16 protein-coding genes are annotated in these 20,035 nt (G+C 40.5%); all 16 read left to right on the top strand.

Annotation, left to right across the window (positions count from 1 at the left end; all coding sequences use genetic code 11):
• Positions 1 to 137: 137 nt before the first annotated feature.
• Positions 138 to 1,979, top strand: a complete 1,842-nt coding sequence (locus BLS22_RS00430; RefSeq protein WP_090548722.1) for a hypothetical protein — start codon at positions 138 to 140, stop codon at positions 1,977 to 1,979.
• A gap of 175 nt (positions 1,980 to 2,154) precedes the next feature.
• Positions 2,155 to 3,642 (top strand): S-layer homology domain-containing protein, encoded by a 1,488-nt coding sequence (locus BLS22_RS00435; RefSeq protein ID WP_090548725.1) that lies wholly within the window; start codon positions 2,155 to 2,157, stop codon positions 3,640 to 3,642.
• 776 nt (positions 3,643 to 4,418) lie between these two features.
• Positions 4,419 to 6,536, top strand: a complete 2,118-nt coding sequence (locus BLS22_RS00440) for a copper amine oxidase N-terminal domain-containing protein (protein WP_176761982.1) — start codon at positions 4,419 to 4,421, stop codon at positions 6,534 to 6,536.
• A gap of 116 nt (positions 6,537 to 6,652) precedes the next feature.
• Entirely contained in the window at positions 6,653 to 7,792 is a 1,140-nt protein-coding gene (locus BLS22_RS00445; protein ID WP_090548730.1) for a TolC family protein, read from the top strand.
• A 58-nt stretch (positions 7,793 to 7,850) separates the two neighbouring features.
• The gene (locus BLS22_RS00450) at positions 7,851 to 8,585 is read left to right on the top strand and encodes a copper amine oxidase N-terminal domain-containing protein (RefSeq protein ID WP_176761983.1); all 735 of its coding nucleotides are present in this window, start codon (positions 7,851 to 7,853) and stop codon (positions 8,583 to 8,585) included.
• A 327-nt stretch (positions 8,586 to 8,912) separates the two neighbouring features.
• Positions 8,913 to 9,125 carry a hypothetical protein gene (locus BLS22_RS00455; RefSeq protein WP_090548735.1) on the top strand — a complete coding sequence of 71 codons (213 nt, stop codon included), beginning with the start codon at positions 8,913 to 8,915 and terminating at the stop codon, positions 9,123 to 9,125.
• An 89-nt stretch (positions 9,126 to 9,214) separates the two neighbouring features.
• Positions 9,215 to 11,095 (top strand): S-layer homology domain-containing protein, encoded by a 1,881-nt coding sequence (locus tag BLS22_RS00460; RefSeq protein ID WP_090548738.1) that lies wholly within the window; start codon positions 9,215 to 9,217, stop codon positions 11,093 to 11,095.
• 375 nt (positions 11,096 to 11,470) lie between these two features.
• Entirely contained in the window at positions 11,471 to 12,340 is an 870-nt protein-coding gene (rfbA, locus tag BLS22_RS00465) for a glucose-1-phosphate thymidylyltransferase RfbA (RefSeq protein ID WP_090548741.1), read from the top strand.
• A 14-nt stretch (positions 12,341 to 12,354) separates the two neighbouring features.
• A complete protein-coding gene (gene rfbB, locus BLS22_RS00470; RefSeq protein WP_090548744.1) occupies positions 12,355 to 13,398 on the top strand; it encodes a dTDP-glucose 4,6-dehydratase in 1,044 nt (347 codons plus the stop codon).
• An 18-nt stretch (positions 13,399 to 13,416) separates the two neighbouring features.
• On the top strand, positions 13,417 to 13,830 hold the full coding sequence (locus BLS22_RS00475; protein ID WP_090548748.1) for a sugar 3,4-ketoisomerase: 414 nt from the start codon (positions 13,417 to 13,419) through the stop codon (positions 13,828 to 13,830).
• Between the two features lie 129 nt (positions 13,831 to 13,959).
• Positions 13,960 to 14,670, top strand: coding sequence for an N-acetyltransferase (locus BLS22_RS00480; protein WP_090548750.1), 711 nt, complete (start codon positions 13,960 to 13,962; stop codon positions 14,668 to 14,670).
• A gap of 202 nt (positions 14,671 to 14,872) precedes the next feature.
• Positions 14,873 to 15,967, top strand: a complete 1,095-nt coding sequence (locus tag BLS22_RS00485) for a DegT/DnrJ/EryC1/StrS family aminotransferase (protein WP_090548753.1) — start codon at positions 14,873 to 14,875, stop codon at positions 15,965 to 15,967.
• Between the two features lie 199 nt (positions 15,968 to 16,166).
• Positions 16,167 to 17,144, top strand: a complete 978-nt coding sequence (locus BLS22_RS00490; RefSeq protein ID WP_090548756.1) for a glycosyltransferase family 2 protein — start codon at positions 16,167 to 16,169, stop codon at positions 17,142 to 17,144.
• Entirely contained in the window at positions 17,141 to 17,539 is a 399-nt protein-coding gene (locus BLS22_RS00495; RefSeq protein ID WP_176761984.1) for a GtrA family protein, read from the top strand. The genes BLS22_RS00490 and BLS22_RS00495 overlap by 4 nt, the downstream gene beginning before the upstream one ends.
• 52 nt (positions 17,540 to 17,591) lie before the next feature.
• Positions 17,592 to 18,203, top strand: a complete 612-nt coding sequence (locus BLS22_RS00500; protein WP_090548762.1) for a hypothetical protein — start codon at positions 17,592 to 17,594, stop codon at positions 18,201 to 18,203.
• A gap of 11 nt (positions 18,204 to 18,214) precedes the next feature.
• Positions 18,215 to 19,711 carry an ArnT family glycosyltransferase gene (locus BLS22_RS00505; RefSeq protein ID WP_090548765.1) on the top strand — a complete coding sequence of 499 codons (1,497 nt, stop codon included), beginning with the start codon at positions 18,215 to 18,217 and terminating at the stop codon, positions 19,709 to 19,711.
• The last annotated feature ends 324 nt before the right edge of the window (positions 19,712 to 20,035 follow it).

Genomic DNA, 20,035 nt, shown 5'->3' on the forward strand with positions numbered 1-20,035 from the left:
TTGACAACAAAACTAGCGAAGTCATGGGGACTGTCCATCTGGCACGCGTTTCTCAGTGGGCAAGAGGGACTGTCCCCGTGGCGTAGCAAGGGTTTTGCTTTTTCCTTAACCTCAACCTTAAAACAAGGAGGAATCCTATGACACTTACAAAAAAGAAACTAAGTGGTGCCATGGGGACTGTCCAACTGGCCCATGTTTCTCAATGGGCAAGAGGGACTGTCCCCTATGGCGTATGCATCCTGCTAATAGTAGCACTTTTACTACAAATATTCCCCTACACCAGCTTTGCCCAACAAAACCAAACCTACAGGGAAATAGAAGGCTTCATCGAAGCCATTGACAGCCATAATCAGCAGCTGGTGATGGTGGACTTTAGGGATCGCCAGCATATCCTCAATATAGGACCTTCCCCAGTGGTACAGATCAATGGAAAGACCGTTGCCTTAAGGGAATTACCCTATGGTCTAGAGGTGTCAGCAATCCTTCTCAATGGAGTAGTCACCCGTATCCAAGGTTTTTTAGAGGAAGAGCCCTTCCTCCACGGCTATATCCCACCAGGAAGTCGAACCAAGGTGGGGGATGTTCTATTCATCGATAAGGACACAGTAGAGATAAAAACCAATGAAGGTAGAGAAAAATACCAAATCACTGGTGGAACAAGGATTTTAAGGAACAACGGATCTGCCAATTTATTTGAAGTGAAGGTGGGGGATAGAGTTCTACTGTCCTTCAATGACATCTACAGCCCCCATATCGCCACCATTAGAGTAGAGGATCAGGAAAGACATGTCCAAGGGATTTATCGAGGGCGGATAGAAAAAGTAGATCCAAGGAATCGAGAAATTATTCTAAAGGACATCACCACCTATGAAAATGGAAGGTGGCTACAACATCCAAAATCCCAAGTAAAACTAAGGGCGGAGGGGGACCTTCTCTATGAAGGAGGACAAAAAATCTCCCTGAGGGATTTAACCAGTAGAAACAATCAAGAGGTCTATGCAGCTGTAGAAAACAGCTATGGCCTTCCTAAGATTGCTAAGCTTCTACTGAAAAATGGCTTCACCACCCTATATGAAGGAAATATCACCGATATTCAGTACGGTACCGGCAGGATGGTGGCCGACAATGTAGGCTTTACCTTCCATCCCGGCACTATTCTAGTAAAGAACAACCGACTGGTGGATACATTAAATCTAGATCTGGGACAAAATGTCTATATAGCAGCTGACCTCCTAAGGGGCAGTAGAAATACCTCCTTTGTCTCCATAGAATACAGTGGTATGCTGGAGGAACGGATCGATGGAAGTCGTCTTGTTATCTACAGAGGTACTATACAGGATATCCATCAAAATCGTGTTACTATAGGCAGATTAGCTCGACGATTGGATTACCTAAGATTAGAAGGAAACCAATGGATAGAGGATTGGGGTAAGAGAACCTTCACCTTAACAGAAGATACCTTTATCTTTGATAGTGATCTACAGAAGGAAATTCCAAGTCAATACTTTACCGATACCCGCTTCATTGATCCTGAGGATATTGAAGACGATGAACTAAGGGAAAGAATTGAAGAGGAATTCTATCTAGAAAAGGGAGCCTACTTCATCGTAAGGGAAATCACCATAGAAGGAGAAACCTATGAAGAAATTCTGGCCCTAAACCTTACACCAATCACCACCTATGAAGGGGGAAGTCTCCACATAGAACATAGTAGTATAGGAGAAATAGCAGCAGTAGATATGGATGCCGACACCATCACCCTAACCAACATCAAGCACTGGAACACCTTAAATAGTAGGTGGGAGATCGTAAGAGGCAGTGAAACCATCCATACCGAGAAGGCTGTCGTCCTCATCAATGACACCCCAATCAATAGGGAAGAGATGTACAAGCTAAGAAAAAATGCCAAAGCCTATATGATCAAAAGCAAACAGGTCTCCACAGGAGACGATGCCTACGTCATCATTGTAGAACAATAAACCATGTGTAGGGAAGGGTCTTGGAGCCATGGGCAGAAGCCATGGGGACTGTCCATCTGGCACAAGTTTCTCATTGTGCAAGAGGGACTGTCCCCGTGGCGCAGTATCCCCGTGGCTCAGTATGTCCCCTATGGCGCAGCGTAACCAACCAACCAACCACCTAAGGAGGTAACAAATGAAGAAAAAAACCACACAAATCCTATTAACGCTCCTGCTAATCCTATCCTTCACCCTCCAAAGCTACGGATTAGAAATCCCTGGCTATGAGGGGGGTATACAAAATGAAATGCTCTATCGAGAGGTTATCTTCCTAACAGGAGAGCCGATAGTTTTAGAAGGTACGGTAACTGTACGGGATAGAGGGGACAGAATTACCTATACCTATAGAAATTTAAGGAACCTAGAAAAAAACGCCACCTTAACCCGAAACATTACCCTAGATAGGGAAACCATCAGCAACGGTAGGGATCAAAAAAGGGAAATCTTTGCCCTAAACCGTTACAGAGAGACCATCAATATCAACGGTGTTCGGTATGAGGCCACAGAGGCCCACCACGCCTGGAGTAAATCCAACGTATTCCATGAAAAGCCCGGTGTCACCTACTTTGCCGGTAACTGGGACGGTAAAAAGGTTTATACCATTAATAGAAATCAAGGAACAGTGGAGGTAGAAACCCAAGGAACAGTGGTGGGGTATGACCACCACTGGGGGGCCACCCAAACCCAAACCATCCAACACTATATAGAATACAATCGCAGCTCCAATGGAGAAGAGGAAGCCATCTCCTGGGAGGGAACAGCAGAAGTCAATGTCGTCAATAACCGTACAAAGGACTATCACTATGAGGCCAATATCCCCTCCCACATCAGCTTTAGGGGAGGCTACCTTCTAACGGAAAAGGAAGAAAACATCGTAAAGTATAGCTACAATCTTCCGAGGCTATCGGAGGATGGAGAGGTTTTAAGGGGTAGAACCACCGACACCAAAAGCTTTACCCTGAACACCACCCCTTTAAATGAAAGACTCAACATCCCCACCATGAGGGATGCTGTAGGACATTGGGCAGAAAAGGACATATTATTCCTAGGAAGTCTAGAGGCTCTAAACCCCAACAATACCACCTTTGGCCCATCCCTGCCCATGAGCCGCAGTGAGTTCGCCAAAGCCTTAGCAGTAGTAATGGGTATAGAAAAGGTGGCAGAGCAGCCCACAAGAAACTCAAGGACCTCTAGAAACCAAGTAGAGGTACCCTTGACATTTAAGGATGTTGCTAAAACCCATCCAAACTACGGATACATTGAAGCCCTCTATCAAAAAGGGATTATGGGAGGTAGGGGAGACAATCAATTCCAGCCCAACCAACCTATCACCAGGGCAGAGGCAACCCTAACCATCATCAAGGCCCTAGGCTTTGAAGGATTAGCCCCTCTACAGCAGTACTACACAGGCTATCAGGATGACCCTTCCATCCCATCCTGGGCACGGGACGCTGCTTACTTAATGAGGGAACTAGGCATCGATGAAGGCATCGGCAGTAGCTTCTTCCAAGCCAATAGATCTCTAACCAAAGGAGAGGTTGCCCATATGCTGACTAACCTTGTCAACTATCTTCAACAGGATTTACGTTATGATTATAGGGAGAGAATATTAAACTATTATTAGATTGTCATCCTGAAGGTAGTGAAAAAAAGGTTGTCATCCTGAACGAAGTGAAGGATCTTCAGGAGAAGCCATGAAGCCATGGGGACTGTCCATCTGGCACGTGATAAAAGCAGCGAAAATATAGCTGGAAGGTGGAAAGTGGAAGACTGGATGGCACCCCCTATGTAGGGAAGGGTCTGTGACCCTTCCGAGACACAACGGGAACACCCATTATCTTTAAAGCCTCAATATTAAAAATAACAAAAAATAGAAAAAAATTATGAAAATAGAAGGAATTTTTTATACACCATAGAATATTATGGTAGTGGACAAGAAATCTTTACCATAGCAACTATGTCCTTTTATTTTTAGATTATGAATCTTAAAAGGTTTCGATTTTAGGTTTTGATTTCACATTTTTCATTTTACATTTTAAATTTTGCATTTAGAACGGTTTTTCATTGATTTTTCCCACTTGTCACATAAGTAAAAAAAATCTGTAACATTTCTGTAATGGTAATTTATCTAAAATATGTATATAATGGTTTTAGTAGAAAATAAAAACTAAGTTTTACAGTTTTGTTACAAAATGCCATAGGTGGTTGACCTTGGCAAAAACCAGTGGTATAATTTTACCTACTGGTGAGTTTAGAGAGCATGTCTCACCAGTACATAATCCAATTTAGTTTTTAAAGGTTTAAAGCCTTTAAAATATGTACTTTGGGGGTTGGCCCTTTCGGCATCCTAAAGTAGATAAAAATAAAAAAACCATATATTTCAAAGGAGGAAGAAAAAGCATGAAAAGAAAAATAGCTTTAATGCTAGCGTTAGTAATGGTACTTTCTTTAGTACCAATGTCAGCTTTCGCTGCTAGCACAAACAGAGTAAACAGAGTACCAGTAGTAGCAGATGATCACAAATTTACTGATGCGACTACTGCACCAGCTTTAAGAATTCAAGAAACAGATTCAGACTGGGGTGGCGCTAAGCAAACATTCAGATTATCCCTAGAAAATTCTGAATGGAGAGAAGATATTGAAAAAGTAGGAAAAACTATAACAGAAAATGTTTATAGTGCTGAAGTTAGTGTATTCAACATTACTAGATTAACAAAGACTACAATTCAGGTAGAAGTGCAAGCAACAACTGATAAAAAGGCATGGGTTTCTATCCCAATGTTAGTTGATGTTAAAGATTCTGGCGATATAAAAGTAACAGTTGAACCTAGAGACAGTGCAATAACTGGCGGAACTTATACTTTTGCTAGAGCTTCTGCAGGTAAAGCTTTAGTAACTATCGAAGATTCAGTTACTTTCGGAAGTGGATCAGAGCCAATTAAAGTAATTGAAATTGATGAAACAAGTTTAGGTGCTTTTGACGAAGACAAGAAAATAAGATTAAGATTACCTAGCGATTTTGAGTGGATAACAAGTGACCTAAAAGTAGAATTTAAAGGTGGATATAGCAAGCTTAATGACGCTAACTGGGAAGAAGTAAACAAAGCTGATAAGCAAATATTAGAAATAGAATTTTCAGACTTAACTACTACACAAGATGTACGTGGAAGTATATTCTTAAAAGGTTTGAAAATCAATGCTAAATCTGATGCTAAGTTTGGTGACGTAGTTGCAAGAGTTACTGGAGATGTTGAGTCTACAGAACTATTAGTAGCTAAATACGTAGACTATGGTGTGGCAGTAAAGAGAGATGGAGACGTTAGAGAAATTCTTGCAGGAAGATATGAAGGCGAAGAAAATGATGCGCACAAGTTAGCAAAATTAGTTATTAAAGAAAACATCGAAGGTTCATTATTACCAAGAAATCTGAGAATAGAATTCCCAGAATGGGTTAAAGTTACAGAAGTTAAAGTTAACAAAGCAAAAGACTTCACATTCCCAACAACAGGTTCTAAATTAGTTGATTTCTCAACAAATTCTGATAGAAATGTTGTTGAATTTACACCAGAAGTAGATGGCAAAGGTGATTTAGAATTAACATTCTACGTTTCTGTAGAAGCTGATGCTACTGGAGATATTACTGCTTTAGTATCTGGTAGAGGTTTGTCAGGAGAAGAATTTGAAGTTGTTTTAGGAAAAGCATTAGCTCCAGTTGAAGTTAAAACTACTGTAGAAGATGTAAGAGTAGGAGTAAAAAATCAATCAATTGGAAATATTACAATAAATGAAACAAAGGCAGGGGCTTTAAAGAAAGACAAAGTTGTTGAAGTTGAATTAGAAAATGGATTTGTATGGAATGCAAAGCCTTCAGTAGAGGTTGTAGAAGGTGACCTTAAAGTAGATAACATTACAATTAATGGTGAAAAATTAACATTTAAAGTAACAAGAGATAGTGATGAAGCTTCTGTGATTGAAATCACAGGTGGCAAGGTAGATTTATGGAGAACTTTACCACAAGGAGAGTTTGTTGTATCTATAGGTGGAGATGCACTTGTAAGAAATAATGGTGACAAAAAAGATCAATTTGATACAAAGTGGGTAGCTGAAGCAGCAATTGCTAATGTAGTAACTTTAGCTCCTGGTGAAATAGCTAGACAAGAAGCAGCTTTCACAATTGGTTCAACAACATTCACTGTTGGTGGAAAAACTGTTCAAGCTGACGTAGCTCCAGTTGTTAAAAACAACAGAACTTTCGTTCCAATCGCTTGGACTGCAATGGCTCTTGATGTAAACTACGTATGGGATAATGGAACTAAAACAGTTACATTATTCGGAGACAGAACTGTTCAAATGACAATCGGAAGCAAAACTATGTTAGTAAACGGAGTTCCAATGACAATGGACGTAGCTCCATATGTTGAAAACAACAGAACTTTCGTTCCAGTAGCATGGGCTGCAATCGCACTAGGTGTAGACTATACATGGGATGCTCCAACTCAAACAGTTACATTTAACTAGAATTAATAAATGTTATTGTAGATAACATAAAACAAAAAGAGGACTCCTTCGGGAGTCTCTTTTTATCATATTCTCATTATATTCACATATAATGCTAAGTGGGAAGGTGAAAAACCATGGGATTAAAAAAACTAACCATACTGACATTTGTTCAGCTTTTGATTTTATCTATTTTTGCTGGAAACTTGGCTTATAGTATGGATATGAACCCTACAAATGTTAAGACTACCGCTGGAGAAGAAACATTAACCTATTCCTATGATGAACTGCTGCGATTAGCGTTGAACAACAGTAGTGAATTAAGAAGAAGAAAAATAGAAGTAGAGCGTAGTGAAATTATGAGGGAAGAGGCAGCTAGAGCTAAGAAGTATACACCAGTGGGTCACGGAGGCACGATAGAAGACGCTATGGCAGTAGGTGCCCTCAGAGGACTACTTGCAGCAGATATTAACCTAGAGGTAAATAAGAGACAGCTAGAAACAGAGGAAGATAAGTTGGCTTACGAGGTGCTGGAGGGCTATAACAAACTATTATTGGCGAAAAGCCAACTGAATCTAAGACAAAAAGCCGAAGGTGTAATGAAGAGAGAACTAACCATTGCAAACCTTCGACATAGCTATGGCCAGGTTAGTAGCTTTGAAAGAATGATGGCAGAAAAGAATTATCATGAAGCTGTAAAACAATTGGATACAGCCAAAGCAAGTTTAGAAGCGGCTTTCTTAGAGCTAAACAATTTAGCAGGATTAAGCATAGACCTACGATATGAGCTGGCTGAAAAAGAGGGAGAAGAAAAGACACTTCCTGAATTAGAGGCACATATCCGTAAAATGTTAAATGATAATCCCAATATATGGGCTCTAGAGCAAAGGGTAAAGCTGGCAGAGCTAGCTGTAAATCTTTATACCTACAATGTAGGAGATGAGCCCTTTAGGGTAAAGGAAATGGATGTTTCAACTGCAAAGCTAACCTTGAATAATTCTAAGGAAATCATGGAAAATTCCCTTAGAAGTCTTTATCAATCCCTAGAACAAATGGAAAAGGCCATTGATATATTAGAGATCAACCTAGAAAAAGCTAGAGAGAATCTAGGGTTAACGGAATTAAGGGTAGAGTTAGGTATGGCTATTCCTTTGGAAGTACAAAAACTTGAAAAGCTTATAGCTGAATTAGACTATCAATTATTACAAAGTATAGCAAGGCATGAGGAAATGTCAGTGGTTTATGAGAAACCTTGGGTAGTTAGTGGAGTCTTGTAAAATGGCTGAATAATAAGAAAACATAAAATTATATGTTTTAAAATGGAGGTGTAGTTCTATGAAAAAGAAATACCCTATAACAAAGCAAGTAGGAACATTGGCTTTAGGAATCATCATTGGTATGATGCTGATGATACCTGCAGTAGCCTCTGCCAGCAACACATCTATTACTGCTTCCCTTGCCAATCATATTACTATGTATTTCAACGGAGAAGCAAAAAGTCTTCCTGAAGGCTATGACCTTCTAACCTATCAAGGTAGGACCTATACACCTGCAAGATTTGTTGCTGAGGAATTAGGAGCTGAGGTGGATTGGGATGGAAAAACCCATAGTATCTATATTACCTATGATGAAAAAACAGAGGAAGCAACCGATGATCAAAGGGATGAGCCACAGGAAAAGCCTCAACCTAAAAAAGATTATAAAGCATTACCTCTAACCAAGATATCCCCTGAAGCCCAGGTAATGCTAACCACCGTAGTTTTAGACAACAAAGCAACCACTGTATACCTAGAAATAGAAGGAAGAAGTAACACGCCTATACAACTAAGACAAAGCACCGCTAAGCTGGAGGTAGATGGGAGAGTCTATACCCAGGAAAAATTAACAAATATTGTAAACCCTATTGATGACCGATGGTACCATGACATTAGAAATGAACAAAGAACCTCTGGATGGATAAAGTTTCCTGAAATTGACCCAGATACAGAAAACCTATCATTATACCTACAGTTAATTAATAACGATGGTAGCAATGAAGTAACTGAATTTGAGTTTAATATAGCTTTATAATCTTCCTCCAGATTATCAATAGATATAAGAAAGCAATACAAACATATTTTCAAGGATGGCTGCAACTAAGCTGTTCTTTTTTTATGGCTCTGTTAATGATAAATGTTGATATTTGAAAAAATATAGAGGTTCTAGGATGCAGTCATCCTGAGTGATAACGAAGGATCTTAATTTTAGAGCTAAAGAGTTAGATCCTTCACTGCGTTCAGGATGACAAGTCTCTAACACTTATAATAAAATTACAATTCAGTCTAAAATCAACAATGAAATTTAACATAGCCTTTTTTATAGATAGGATATAGATATTCAAAGCCAAGGAGGTTTAAAATGCTATTTTATCTACAAAACCGTAACAAAACCATCAAGGAGTTAAGAAAAAATGCCAGTCTAACAGTAAAGGAATTAGCCAAGTTAATGGACTATGAAACTGTAAGAATTACTGAACTAGAGGATGTAAAGTTAAAAGATTTACCCAAAGATATGAGACAACAGATTATCCCTATCCTAAGACAAGACTATCTAGATAATATTTCCTATTAAAGAAAATTTTGTAGAAATATAAAGGATTTCATGGAAATATATAGAATAATATAGTCATATAATTTAAAAATGAGGGGGAAGACTAATAAATGAAAAAAGCTAGAAAATTACTCATTCTATCCATAACATTGTTGTTACTTGTAAGCACTACTATGACAAGCTTTGCCTCCACACCCTTTAGGGATGTAAGTGGAACCCATTGGGCTCGACAGCATATTACTAGAATGGCGGAGAAAAAAATCATCGGTGGGATGCTGGACGAAGGCGGAAATCCTATCTTTATGCCCGATGCTTCTGTAACAAAGCCCCAGGCACTACAGATGATTTACAATACTTTAGCTGCCAGTGGAAAGCTAAAGTCCACCCAGAATTATACGGAAAAGTATAAATCAGTAATGGTTTCCAATAGTGTCCCTACATGGGCCCATCAAGCTGTGGCCTACGCTTTAGAGCATAGCCTTTTACCAGGAAGTGAACTGGCTGGACTGATGAATGGAAGCCAACAGACAAATGCTACTAGACAACAGGTGGCTGTTTATTTAGGAAGGGCACTGGAAGGAAACTTGCCAAAGGATACTACAGTAGCCGTTAACTTCATAGATAGAGAAATTATTAGCAGTGAAGCCCTACCCTACGTAGGGTTACTGGTGAAGCATAAAATTATATCGGGAGATAACAACAATCGATTCAATCCCCATAACACCATCACAAGGGCTCAAATGGCGGCTATGTCCTCCAGTACCTATGATGTGTTAAAGTCAGAGATTATAGTGGAGGTTACACCACCAGCAGAGCCTAAAACCACAACAAAGTCCCGTACCATTATATCAGCAGACAATAGAACGATTTATGTATGGGACAATGATTATCGGGTGGAAATGTATACAGTGGAGAGTAACACCGAGGTTACTATAAATGGGGTAAAAAGAAGTATTACTAACCTAGCTAGAGATCAAAAAGCTAACTTGGTTTTTAATGAAGACGATGAACTAATTAAGATAGAAGTAAATCCCTCAGACAATAAATATGAGGGAGTTGTGGAAAGTACCACCATCGGTAACATCTATGGTACCATAACTGTTAGAAATGATAGCTACAGCAGTGATAGGAGAAGGGTCTTTAGAGTATATACTACTGAAAATGTGGAAATAAAGCTGGATGGAAAAACTGTAGGTCTACAAGACTTGAAGGAAGACCATCAAGTAACAGTAACCTATGATGGCTACAATGCAATTAAAATTATAGCCGATACGAAACTAAGGGATACAACAGGATTATTAGAGTCCTCTGTAAATTTTGCCAGATATCCTTACACTATTAGAATAAGAATAGCCAACAATGAAGTACGGGAGCTTGAACTAGACGAATATGTGGCAGTAAGAAGGGATGGTAGAAGAAGGAACCTAGAGGATTTAGTACGGGGTGACATTATAGAGGTCACGATAGAGAAGGATAAGGTTACTTATATTGAAGCCACCTCTATCAATGTTAAAAGAGAAGATGAAGGGGTTATACAATCTATCGTATTTGGCAACCCCAACAAGATTACCATAGTAGGGAAAGAAGATAAAGAAGTTACCTATGAGGTGGACACCAATGTCAGCGTCTATATAGATGATGAGAGGGCTACCTTCCATGACTTAAGGGTGGACTACAATATAGAGCTGGAGCTACAGGGTAACGTTATTATCACTATCGAGGGTAAGAAAATTGAGCGACGAAATAGCTTCGATGGTGAAATTGTACGTTTTCATGACAATATTAATAGAATCATCGTGAAGGTCTATAATACAGATGCTAGAAAATATGAAGAAATTCCTGTCTATGTCAACAATTCCACTAGAATTCTTGACGAAAAAGGAAAGGAAATAGACATGCGATACTTAGATAGAAGGGATCAAGTCTTTATTACGGGGCGATATGATGATGATGTCTTTATAGCCACAAGAATTATCGTTATCAATGATTAGGGGCATACCGAAATAGAAGTGAATATGATAAAATAAAAGCGGAGAGATTTCTCCGCTTTTATGTTGCTTTATAATATATAAACAATCCATGTCCTGAAGGATAGCAAGTTATCAATTGTTAGTGGAGCTATAGGAATAGCAGGCTATTCCTTTGGTAAGGATAAAATGAGACTTAATTCAGAGGGAGTTTTTATGCCCTCTGAATTATAGCCGAATTTACTTCGAGGATGTAGTGCTTGGTCTCCCGCTTTAAGTAGACAACCGAAAGTTTGGTTTTTAACTTTCGTGTTGGTCACTTAGTTTCTTCACCTATAAGTAGCGGGAGTCTTAGCAATACACCGAAGGATAAAATAATAGGAAAAAGGAGTTTTAACCATGAAGGGTATTATACTAGCAGGTGGGGCAGGAACAAGGCTGTATCCCATAACACGTTCTATATCAAAGCAGTTATTACCTATATATGACAAGCCTATGATCTACTATCCCCTATCTGTCTTGATGCTGGCGGGGATTAGGGATATTTTGGTGATTTCCACCCCTAGGGATATAGGGGCCTATGAAGAACTACTGGGTTCTGGAGGGCAAATGGGAATCAACATCTCCTATAAGGTTCAAGAAGAGCCTAGGGGCTTGGCGGATGCCTTTATTGTAGGAGAAGAATTTATAGGGTCGGACCCTGTTGCATTAATTCTTGGAGACAATATCTTCTATGGTCGGGGATTTACCCCTATTCTAGAGAGGGCTGTCAATAGGAGGGAAGGAGCCACTATATTTGGCTACTATGTCAACAATCCCGTAGATTTTGGGGTGGTGGAATTTGATGGAGAAAACAATGTATCCTCTATAGAAGAAAAACCCCAAAACCCTAAATCCAACTATGCTGTCCCCGGCCTTTACTTTTATGATAATGATGTGGTGGAGATTGCTAAAAATATAGAGCCCTCCCCTAGGGGAGAAATTGAAATCACCTCCGTTAACAACGAATATTTAAGAAGAGATAAACTGAAGGTGGAGCTATTGGGTAGGGGAATGGCTTGGTTAGATACAGGAACCCATAGTGGTCTTTTGGAGGCCAGCAATTTTGTCCAAGCGGTTCAAAAGAGACAGGGTCTCTATATTGCATGTTTAGAGGAGATCGCCTATAGGAAGGGTTATATTAACAAAGAGGAGCTTCTAAAATTAGCAGAACCCCTAGCTAAGACGGATTACGGAAGCTATCTCCTAAGTATTGCTGAAGGTAGATAAAGGAGGAAAGAAATATGAAGCGTTTATTGGTCACCGGTGGAGCAGGATTTATCGGAAGTAATTTTATTAAATATATGCTGGAGAAGTATGAGGAATATGAGATCATCAACCTGGACAAGTTAACCTATGCGGGTAACCTAGAAAACCTAAAGGATATAGAGGAGCATCCCAATTACACCTTTATTAAAGGAGATATTACTGACAGCAGTCTTGTGGAGGGGATTGTCGGTAAGGGTATTGATTATATCATCAATTTTGCAGCAGAATCCCATGTGGATCGAAGCATTGAAAATCCAAAGGTGTTTTTAGAAACCAATGTCATAGGAACCCAAGTTTTGTTGGATGCCGCCAAGAAGTATGGAATAGAAAAATACCTACAGGTATCCACCGATGAGGTCTATGGAGCCCTAGGGAAAATAGGATTATTTACAGAAACAACCTCCTTGGCCCCCAACAGTCCCTATTCTGCCTCCAAGACCAGTGGAGATTTGTTGGTAAGAGCCTATCATAAAACCTTTGACCTACCCATCAATATCACCCGATGCTCCAACAACTATGGCCCCTATCAATTTCCAGAGAAGCTGATCCCCCTCATGATTGCCAACTGCCTGCAGGAAAAGGATCTTCCAATATATGGAGATGGGATGCAGGTGAGGGATTGGCTCCATGTGAAGGATCATTGTACAGCCATCGATGCTGTCCTCCACAAAGGGAAGGATGGAGAGGTCTACAACATCGGAGGGAATAATGAAAAGGCCAATATAGAAATTGTTAAATTGATTATAAGAGCCCTAGGAAAATCCCAGGATCTTATCAAATATGTAAAGGATCGGCCAGGACACGATCGGAGATATGCCATTGATAACACCAAGATTACTACAGAGCTGGGATGGGAACCCCAATATACCTTTGAAGAGGGGATAGAAGAAACGATAGCATGGTACCTAGACAATAGGGACTGGTGGGAAAAAATCATCAGTGGTGATTATAGGAAGTATTATGATAGAATGTATAAAGACCGAGAACAAACCTTTAAATTTGGTAACAATAGAGAATAAGATTGATGGAGAGATACTATGAAAAATTGTAGATTAATAGAATTCCATAGAATAGGATCAACTGATGTCGGTTACTTAACCCCCCTAGAGGGCAATAAAAATATACCCTTTGACATCAAAAGGGTATATTACATCTATGATGTTCCCACCGAAATCCCCAGGGGCTTCCACGCCCACAGGAAGCTGGAGCAGGTACTGTTTTGTCTCCAGGGCAGTGTAAGGGTGAAGGTGGAGGATGGAGAAAAGACGGATGTGATTCCCCTAGATGCCCCCCATAAGGGTCTTTATGTGGGTCCTATGGTATGGCATGAGATGTTTGACTTTGAAGAAAACACCGTCATGATGGTACTGGCCTCCGACTACTATGAGGAGAAGGATTATATTAGGGACTATGAAGAGTTCAATGAATTGTTAAATACTGATATTATATAAAGGTTTAGAGAACACCAGTGGAAAGTCATAACAGATCCTTCACTTTGTTCAGGATGACAGGCGAGAGGGTTCAGGATGACAGGACAGACAAAATATAGGAATCTATAGGATAAAAAGGAGCTAGATAAGATGGAAGAGAAAAAAATTACAGACATTAGCCCTAGGGCACAAATTAGCACTACAGCCATCATCCATCAGGATGTTATAATTGAAGAAGATGTAATCATCCATGATTATGTGGTGATCTATCCCAACACCCATATAAAAAAGGGGGCAGAAATCTATGACCATTGTGTTTTAGGAAAACCCCCCACATCCCCAGGGAATGTTTCTAGGAGCTTAAAGAAACAGTATGAAACCCTAGTGATTGGAGAAAACAGCATACTATGTCCCCATGTTACCATCTATACGGGAACCAAAATAGGGGATAGGGTTCTTCTAGGAGACAATTGCTCCATTCGAGAGGAATGTGTCATTGGCAATGATTGCCTCATCAGTAGAAATGTCAGTATCAATTACAACACAAAGGTGGGGGATAGGACCAAGATCATGGATAATACCCATATTACCGGGGATATGATTATAGAAGAGGATGTATTTATCAGTGTGTTGGTGGCCACCACCAACGACAATACGATGGGGCGGGAAGCTTACAGTGACCAGCATGTAAGGGGACCCCATATCAAGAAAAATGCCACCATCGGAGCAGCCGCCAATATCCTTCCCCAAATAATAGTAGGGGAAAATGCTGTCGTAGGGGCTGGATCAGTGGTGACAAAAAATGTCCCCGACAACAAGGTTGTGATGGGGGTTCCAGCAAAGGTGATTCGAGATATTTAAAGGATAGACTTTGTTAAGGATAAGTGTTGATATTTTATAAAAACGGCTGGGTACTACAATTGGTGTCATCCTGAGCAACAGCGAAGGATCTTATACAGGATGACAAAACCTTAAATAATTTTTTTCATTGTTTAGTCAAAAATTGACAGAAACATATAACAGAGAAAAAGATAAAAAGTTTTGAATAATGAGGGGTGAAATCATGAAAATACCTTTTGGAGATATGAAAAAAGATTATAAAGACTTAAAACAGGAAATTGATGGAGTTCTACAAAGGGTCTTAGACTCTGGGTGGTTTATACTGGGGAAGGAGGGGGAAGCCTTTGAAGGAGAGTTCGCCCAGTATTGTGGTGTCAACTATGCTGTAGGATGTGCCTCTGGAACGGAGGCCTTGGCCCTATCCCTTATGGCCCTAGATATTAGTTCGGGGGATGAGGTCATTACCGTCAACAATACGGCTGTACCCACCATTACCGCCATCGTCATGGCGGGGGCTACCCCTGTATTGGTGGATATTGAAGAAGATACCTGTCTTATAGATGTAGATAAAATAGAGGAGAAGATTACCTCAAAAACAAAGGCCATCATGCCCGTCCACCTATATGGTCAAATATGTGACATGGACAGGATTAATGAAATTGCTGAAAGATATGCTTTAGCTGTCATTGAAGATGCCTGTCAAGCCCATGGCAGTCGATACAAGGATCGTCAGGCGGGAAGCTTAGGGACAATGGGTTGCTTTAGCTTCTATCCCAGCAAGAACCTTGGAGCCTATGGGGATGGTGGTGCCATCACCACTGACTCAGAGGAACTGTACAATAGGCTGATGATGATGAGGAACTACGGTCAAAGGAAAAGATATTATCATGACACAAAGGGCATCAACAGCAGATTAGATGAAATTCAAGCAGCTATACTGAGGGTAAAGCTAACATACCTTGAGGAATATAACAATAGAAGAAGGGAAATAGCCCATCTCTATGATACCCTCATTACCAACCCCAAGGTTGAAAAGGTAGGGATAAAGGAGTATAATAAAACAAATTACCACCTCTATGTCATTAGGGTGGAGGATCGGGAAAGGATTATGGAGTTTCTTGAGGGAGAGGGGATAGGTACCTATATCCATTATCCTGTCAACATTCACCTCCAGAAGGCGTTTCGGTATTTAGGCTATGATGAAAAGGACTTTCCTGTAAGCCAAAGGTGTGCCAAGGAGATTCTAAGCCTTCCTATGTATCCTCAGCTGACCGATAAAGAGGTAGAGTATATATGTGGGAAGCTGAATGAGATATAGGATGTAGTGTATAAATGCTAATAGGATTGTCATTCTGAGCATAGCGAAGAATCTTAAAGGTAGATTTTTGGCTCTGATAAGATCCTTCGCTATTGCTCAGGATGACAGACTAGAGAGGCTCATAGAAGCTTTGGCTGTGCTCAGCATGACAGACTCTAGGGCGTAGCATTTAAAAGAGGCTAAATGAAAGAGGTTAATTATGAAGAAATTATCGATTGTTATTCCCGTTTATTATAATGAACTGAATATTCCTTCCCTCTATGAAAAACTAAGGGAAGCCATCTTAAATAAGAAGCTGTTTCACGTGGAGCTTGTATTTGTGGATGATGGCTCTAAGGATAATTCCTATCAGGAACTGATAAAGCTAAGGGAAATGGATAAGAGAATCAAGGTGGTCAAGCTTTCTAAGAACTTCGGGTCCCATACAGCCATCTTAGCAGGTCTGAGCTATGCCACCGGTGACTGTGCCACTGTCATATCGGCAGACCTCCAAGATCCTCCGGAAATCATTGTTTCCATGTATGAGAAATGGCTGGAGGGGAACAAGGTGGTCCTTGCCGTAAGGGAGGATCGTGAAGAGGGATGGCTCCAAAAGAAGCTTTCCAACACCTACTATAGATGGATGAAGAAGTATGCCCTCTCCAATATGCCAGAGGGGGGCTTTGACTGCTTTTTAATCGACAAACAGGTGATAGAAATCCTTCGGGGTATGAAGGAAAAGAACTCCACCCTCATGGGACAAATCCTGTGGTGTGGCTTAAAAACCGAAAAGATTTACTATGTCAGAAGGGAAAGGGAGATCGGAAAATCCAAGTGGACCCTCTCTAAAAAGATTAAGCTATTTATTGATTCCTTTTTAGCATTTTCCTATGTCCCTATCCGATTCATCTCCACCTTTGGGTTTATTATCTCCTTCTTAGGCTTCCTAATGGCCCTCATCATCGTTATCAACAAATTCATCAATGATATTCCCGTACAGGGCTGGACCTCCTTGATGGTGGTGGTCTTAATACTATCCGGCATCCAGTTGATTACCCTGGGGGTTCTAGGAGAATATCTGTGGAGAAACTTTGATGAAACTAGAAAGCGTCCCCTATTCATTGTAGAGGAAACCATCGGGGTAGGAGAAGAAAAGGTGGCGGAGGAACGGATGGATCTATGGGAAGTGGGAAAATGATAGATAAAGCCTATATAAAAAGAAGGTTTATCCAACATCTTAATTTTATCAAATTTTGCATGGTGGGGGGTACCAATACCCTTGTATCCCTAGTGATCTATTGGATACTGCTGAAGGCTGATGTCTATTATCTGGCAGCCAGCACCTTGGCCTATGGGGCCGGCATTGTCAATGGCTATCTATTGAGTACAGCCTTTGTTTTTAAACGGTCACGGGAGGCTAGATCCTTTATGAAGTTCTTCTTGGTCTACTTCTCCTCCATGATTATCAACCTAATCATCATGTATGTGGCCGTAGACCATTTGTTGATTAACAAGGTCCTAGCCCAATTCATCGCCATAGGCTTTAACATGATTTATAATTATTCGTTAAATAAAATATGGACTTTTAAATAAAGACTATGTTAAAGATAGATGTTGATATTGTACATTTTGGGGGGATATGGTAATGGGATTAAAAAAATTAGCTGTTTTAGGGGTTCTGCTGATAGCCTTATCGGGGATTTCCATCCATTGGCTCAATAGCCACCATGCTGGAAAGGAAACCTCCCTTGAGGAGGAGCTTGCAGCCTTTACCCAGTATATAACTATTAATGACCATATAGGGACCCCTATCTTTTATACAGAAACAGAGGGAATTTCCCCCAACCTAGCCTTTGCTGGGGAAATCAAGGAGCGGGTTAGACTGACCTTTCCTAAGGAGGACCCCCTTCAGGGGGACTTTGCTGCTATGGAACTACCCCTTACCAACCTAGTAGAAGGACAAGCCTACACAGTAAGGATGAGTCTCCATGACAGCTACCACGGTGACCCTTATCCCAATCTTTTTCACCAATATGTATTATTAGGGGATGAGGTAATATGGCAGCATGATATGACGGGAGAGGATTTCACTGGATGGAATGGGCTAGAGTATTCCTTTGTTGCCTCCACTCCCCAAACCCAGCTGACCATAGGAGTTCAGGCGATGGGGGAAATTCCAGAGGGCTGGAGCTGGGGAACTATAGCTGGGGTGGAAGTCCAGCATATTTACATTGGTCCATCTAGGGATCAGCTTTAAGGAGGATAGACATGGGAGAAACTAAATTTTTAAACCTTATTCATAACCTTATCCATACACTACGACAGCGACTAAATACCATCTTTGCCATCACTGGAATAGGGTTGTTTTCCTTTATTATCCTCATCTATACCTTTGTTCGGATGCCCAATATGATCTATGCCGAGGTTCCCATCACTATAAATCTACTATTTATTGCCACCATAGGGGTTATTATGTTGGGGATTCATTTCCTTCTAAATGAAGGGAGGGGTCGGTTAAAGGAGAAGAACTTTTTAATTGGGTTAATTGTATTCTCCTTTCTACTAAGACTTCTTTGGGTGATGCTGGTGAGGACTGCCCCCGTCAGTGACTATGGCAGTATGCACTACCTAGCAGCCTCCGCCAGTGAAGGGGAGTTTACCCTGAAATTTGGTGAGGGAGGGTATCTCTACACCTTTCCCCATCTCGTAGGCAACACCCTCTATCTATCCATCCTATATAGGATTTTTGGTGTATCCCTGGCGATACCTAAGATGCTGAATGTTGTTTTCTCTGTTATCACGATTGTAATCCTTTACTTTATGACAAAAAAAATCTTTAATGAAAAGAGTGCCAGAATTGCTTCCTTTTTATACAGTATTTATTCCCCAACCATTATGATCAATTCTGTACTGGCCTCTGAAAATATAGCGGTTCCCTTGTTTTACTTGGCCTTCCTGATGGCCATCCTATATCATGGGGAGAAGGGGTCTAAATGGTATCTGTGGACCATAGGTCCTATGATGGCGATGGGACACTTTATGCGACCCCTAGCCCCCATCTTTCTTACAGCAATTGTATTATATATCCTCTTCTTTGAAGGGGATAAGGGAATAGACATCAAAAGAAATAGCAAAACCATTGCCATCATTGGGGCAGGCTTTATGGTTGTCACCCTCCTCATCAACTATAGTATCGTTATGCTGGATATTTATGAAAAACCCACATGGCAGGAGGATGTCCCCTACGGGAAATTTTTAGCTGGCTTTAACCATGCCTCCTTTGGGGGCTTTAGTATGGAGGATAGGATGATCCTAGAGCACCATGACTTTGACTATGAAAAGGTCAATGAAGAAATGAAGCTACGGGTGGAAAAGAGGTTGGAGGACCCTGTAGCCGTCATCAGCCTCATGGAGAAAAAATATGAAAGAATATGGGTGGACAATGGCTTTGCCTTTTATTGGAGCCTACAGCATGAGCAGGAAAGAGTGGGGCTTGCTGCCCTTCTCAGGGACAATACTCGAAATATAAGACTCCTTTCCCAAACCTTTTATATGGGGATTTTAGCATTTGCAGTGGCAGGGTGCTATTATGCCATGAGGGTAAGGAAAACCTATTATCATAATTTGATCATCATTACCTTTATAGGTTTTGTGCTGATCCATTGTGTTACAGAGGTACAGTCTAGGTACCAACAGCCAGCCATTCCCCTATTTTTCATTATGGGGGGATATGGTATAGCAAAAGTCTATGAAGCTGTAAAATAACCTATAGGAGGATCTTCCTATGTCTTATTTTACTAAGGCTCTGTTAAATATCACTGTTGATTTTCAACTAAATAATAATAAGACCTGCTGGAGGTTTTGTCATCCTGAACGTAGTGAAGGATCCTAGTTTATAGCAACCATCATTAGATCCTTCGCTATTGCTCAGGATGACACCAACCACGAGACTCACAAGCTTTTTATAAAGTATCAACAACGAAATTTAGCATAGTCTTTATTAAAGATAAAAAACCCTTTGGGATAGCCTGGGGGGTTTTTTTATGTTACAATAAACTAGGATTATTTAAGAAGAAATAAGGGGAGAAA

Origin of the sequence: Natronincola ferrireducens, from assembly GCF_900100845.1 — a bacterium.
GTDB classification, from domain to species: Bacteria; Bacillota; Clostridia; order Peptostreptococcales; family Natronincolaceae; genus Natronincola_B; species Natronincola_B ferrireducens.

Coding starts and splice junctions, on each gene's coding strand:
- BLS22_RS00430 (WP_090548722.1), top strand. CDS start 138: ATGACACTTACAAAAAAGAAACTAAGTGGTGCCATGGGGACTGTCCAA.
- BLS22_RS00435 (WP_090548725.1), top strand. CDS start 2,155: ATGAAGAAAAAAACCACACAAATCCTATTAACGCTCCTGCTAATCCTA.
- BLS22_RS00440 (WP_176761982.1), top strand. CDS start 4,419: ATGAAAAGAAAAATAGCTTTAATGCTAGCGTTAGTAATGGTACTTTCT.
- BLS22_RS00445 (WP_090548730.1), top strand. CDS start 6,653: ATGGGATTAAAAAAACTAACCATACTGACATTTGTTCAGCTTTTGATT.
- BLS22_RS00450 (WP_176761983.1), top strand. CDS start 7,851: ATGAAAAAGAAATACCCTATAACAAAGCAAGTAGGAACATTGGCTTTA.
- BLS22_RS00455 (WP_090548735.1), top strand. CDS start 8,913: ATGCTATTTTATCTACAAAACCGTAACAAAACCATCAAGGAGTTAAGA.
- BLS22_RS00460 (WP_090548738.1), top strand. CDS start 9,215: ATGAAAAAAGCTAGAAAATTACTCATTCTATCCATAACATTGTTGTTA.
- rfbA (WP_090548741.1), top strand. CDS start 11,471: ATGAAGGGTATTATACTAGCAGGTGGGGCAGGAACAAGGCTGTATCCC.
- rfbB (WP_090548744.1), top strand. CDS start 12,355: ATGAAGCGTTTATTGGTCACCGGTGGAGCAGGATTTATCGGAAGTAAT.
- BLS22_RS00475 (WP_090548748.1), top strand. CDS start 13,417: ATGAAAAATTGTAGATTAATAGAATTCCATAGAATAGGATCAACTGAT.
- BLS22_RS00480 (WP_090548750.1), top strand. CDS start 13,960: ATGGAAGAGAAAAAAATTACAGACATTAGCCCTAGGGCACAAATTAGC.
- BLS22_RS00485 (WP_090548753.1), top strand. CDS start 14,873: ATGAAAATACCTTTTGGAGATATGAAAAAAGATTATAAAGACTTAAAA.
- BLS22_RS00490 (WP_090548756.1), top strand. CDS start 16,167: ATGAAGAAATTATCGATTGTTATTCCCGTTTATTATAATGAACTGAAT.
- BLS22_RS00495 (WP_176761984.1), top strand. CDS start 17,141: ATGATAGATAAAGCCTATATAAAAAGAAGGTTTATCCAACATCTTAAT.
- BLS22_RS00500 (WP_090548762.1), top strand. CDS start 17,592: ATGGGATTAAAAAAATTAGCTGTTTTAGGGGTTCTGCTGATAGCCTTA.
- BLS22_RS00505 (WP_090548765.1), top strand. CDS start 18,215: ATGGGAGAAACTAAATTTTTAAACCTTATTCATAACCTTATCCATACA.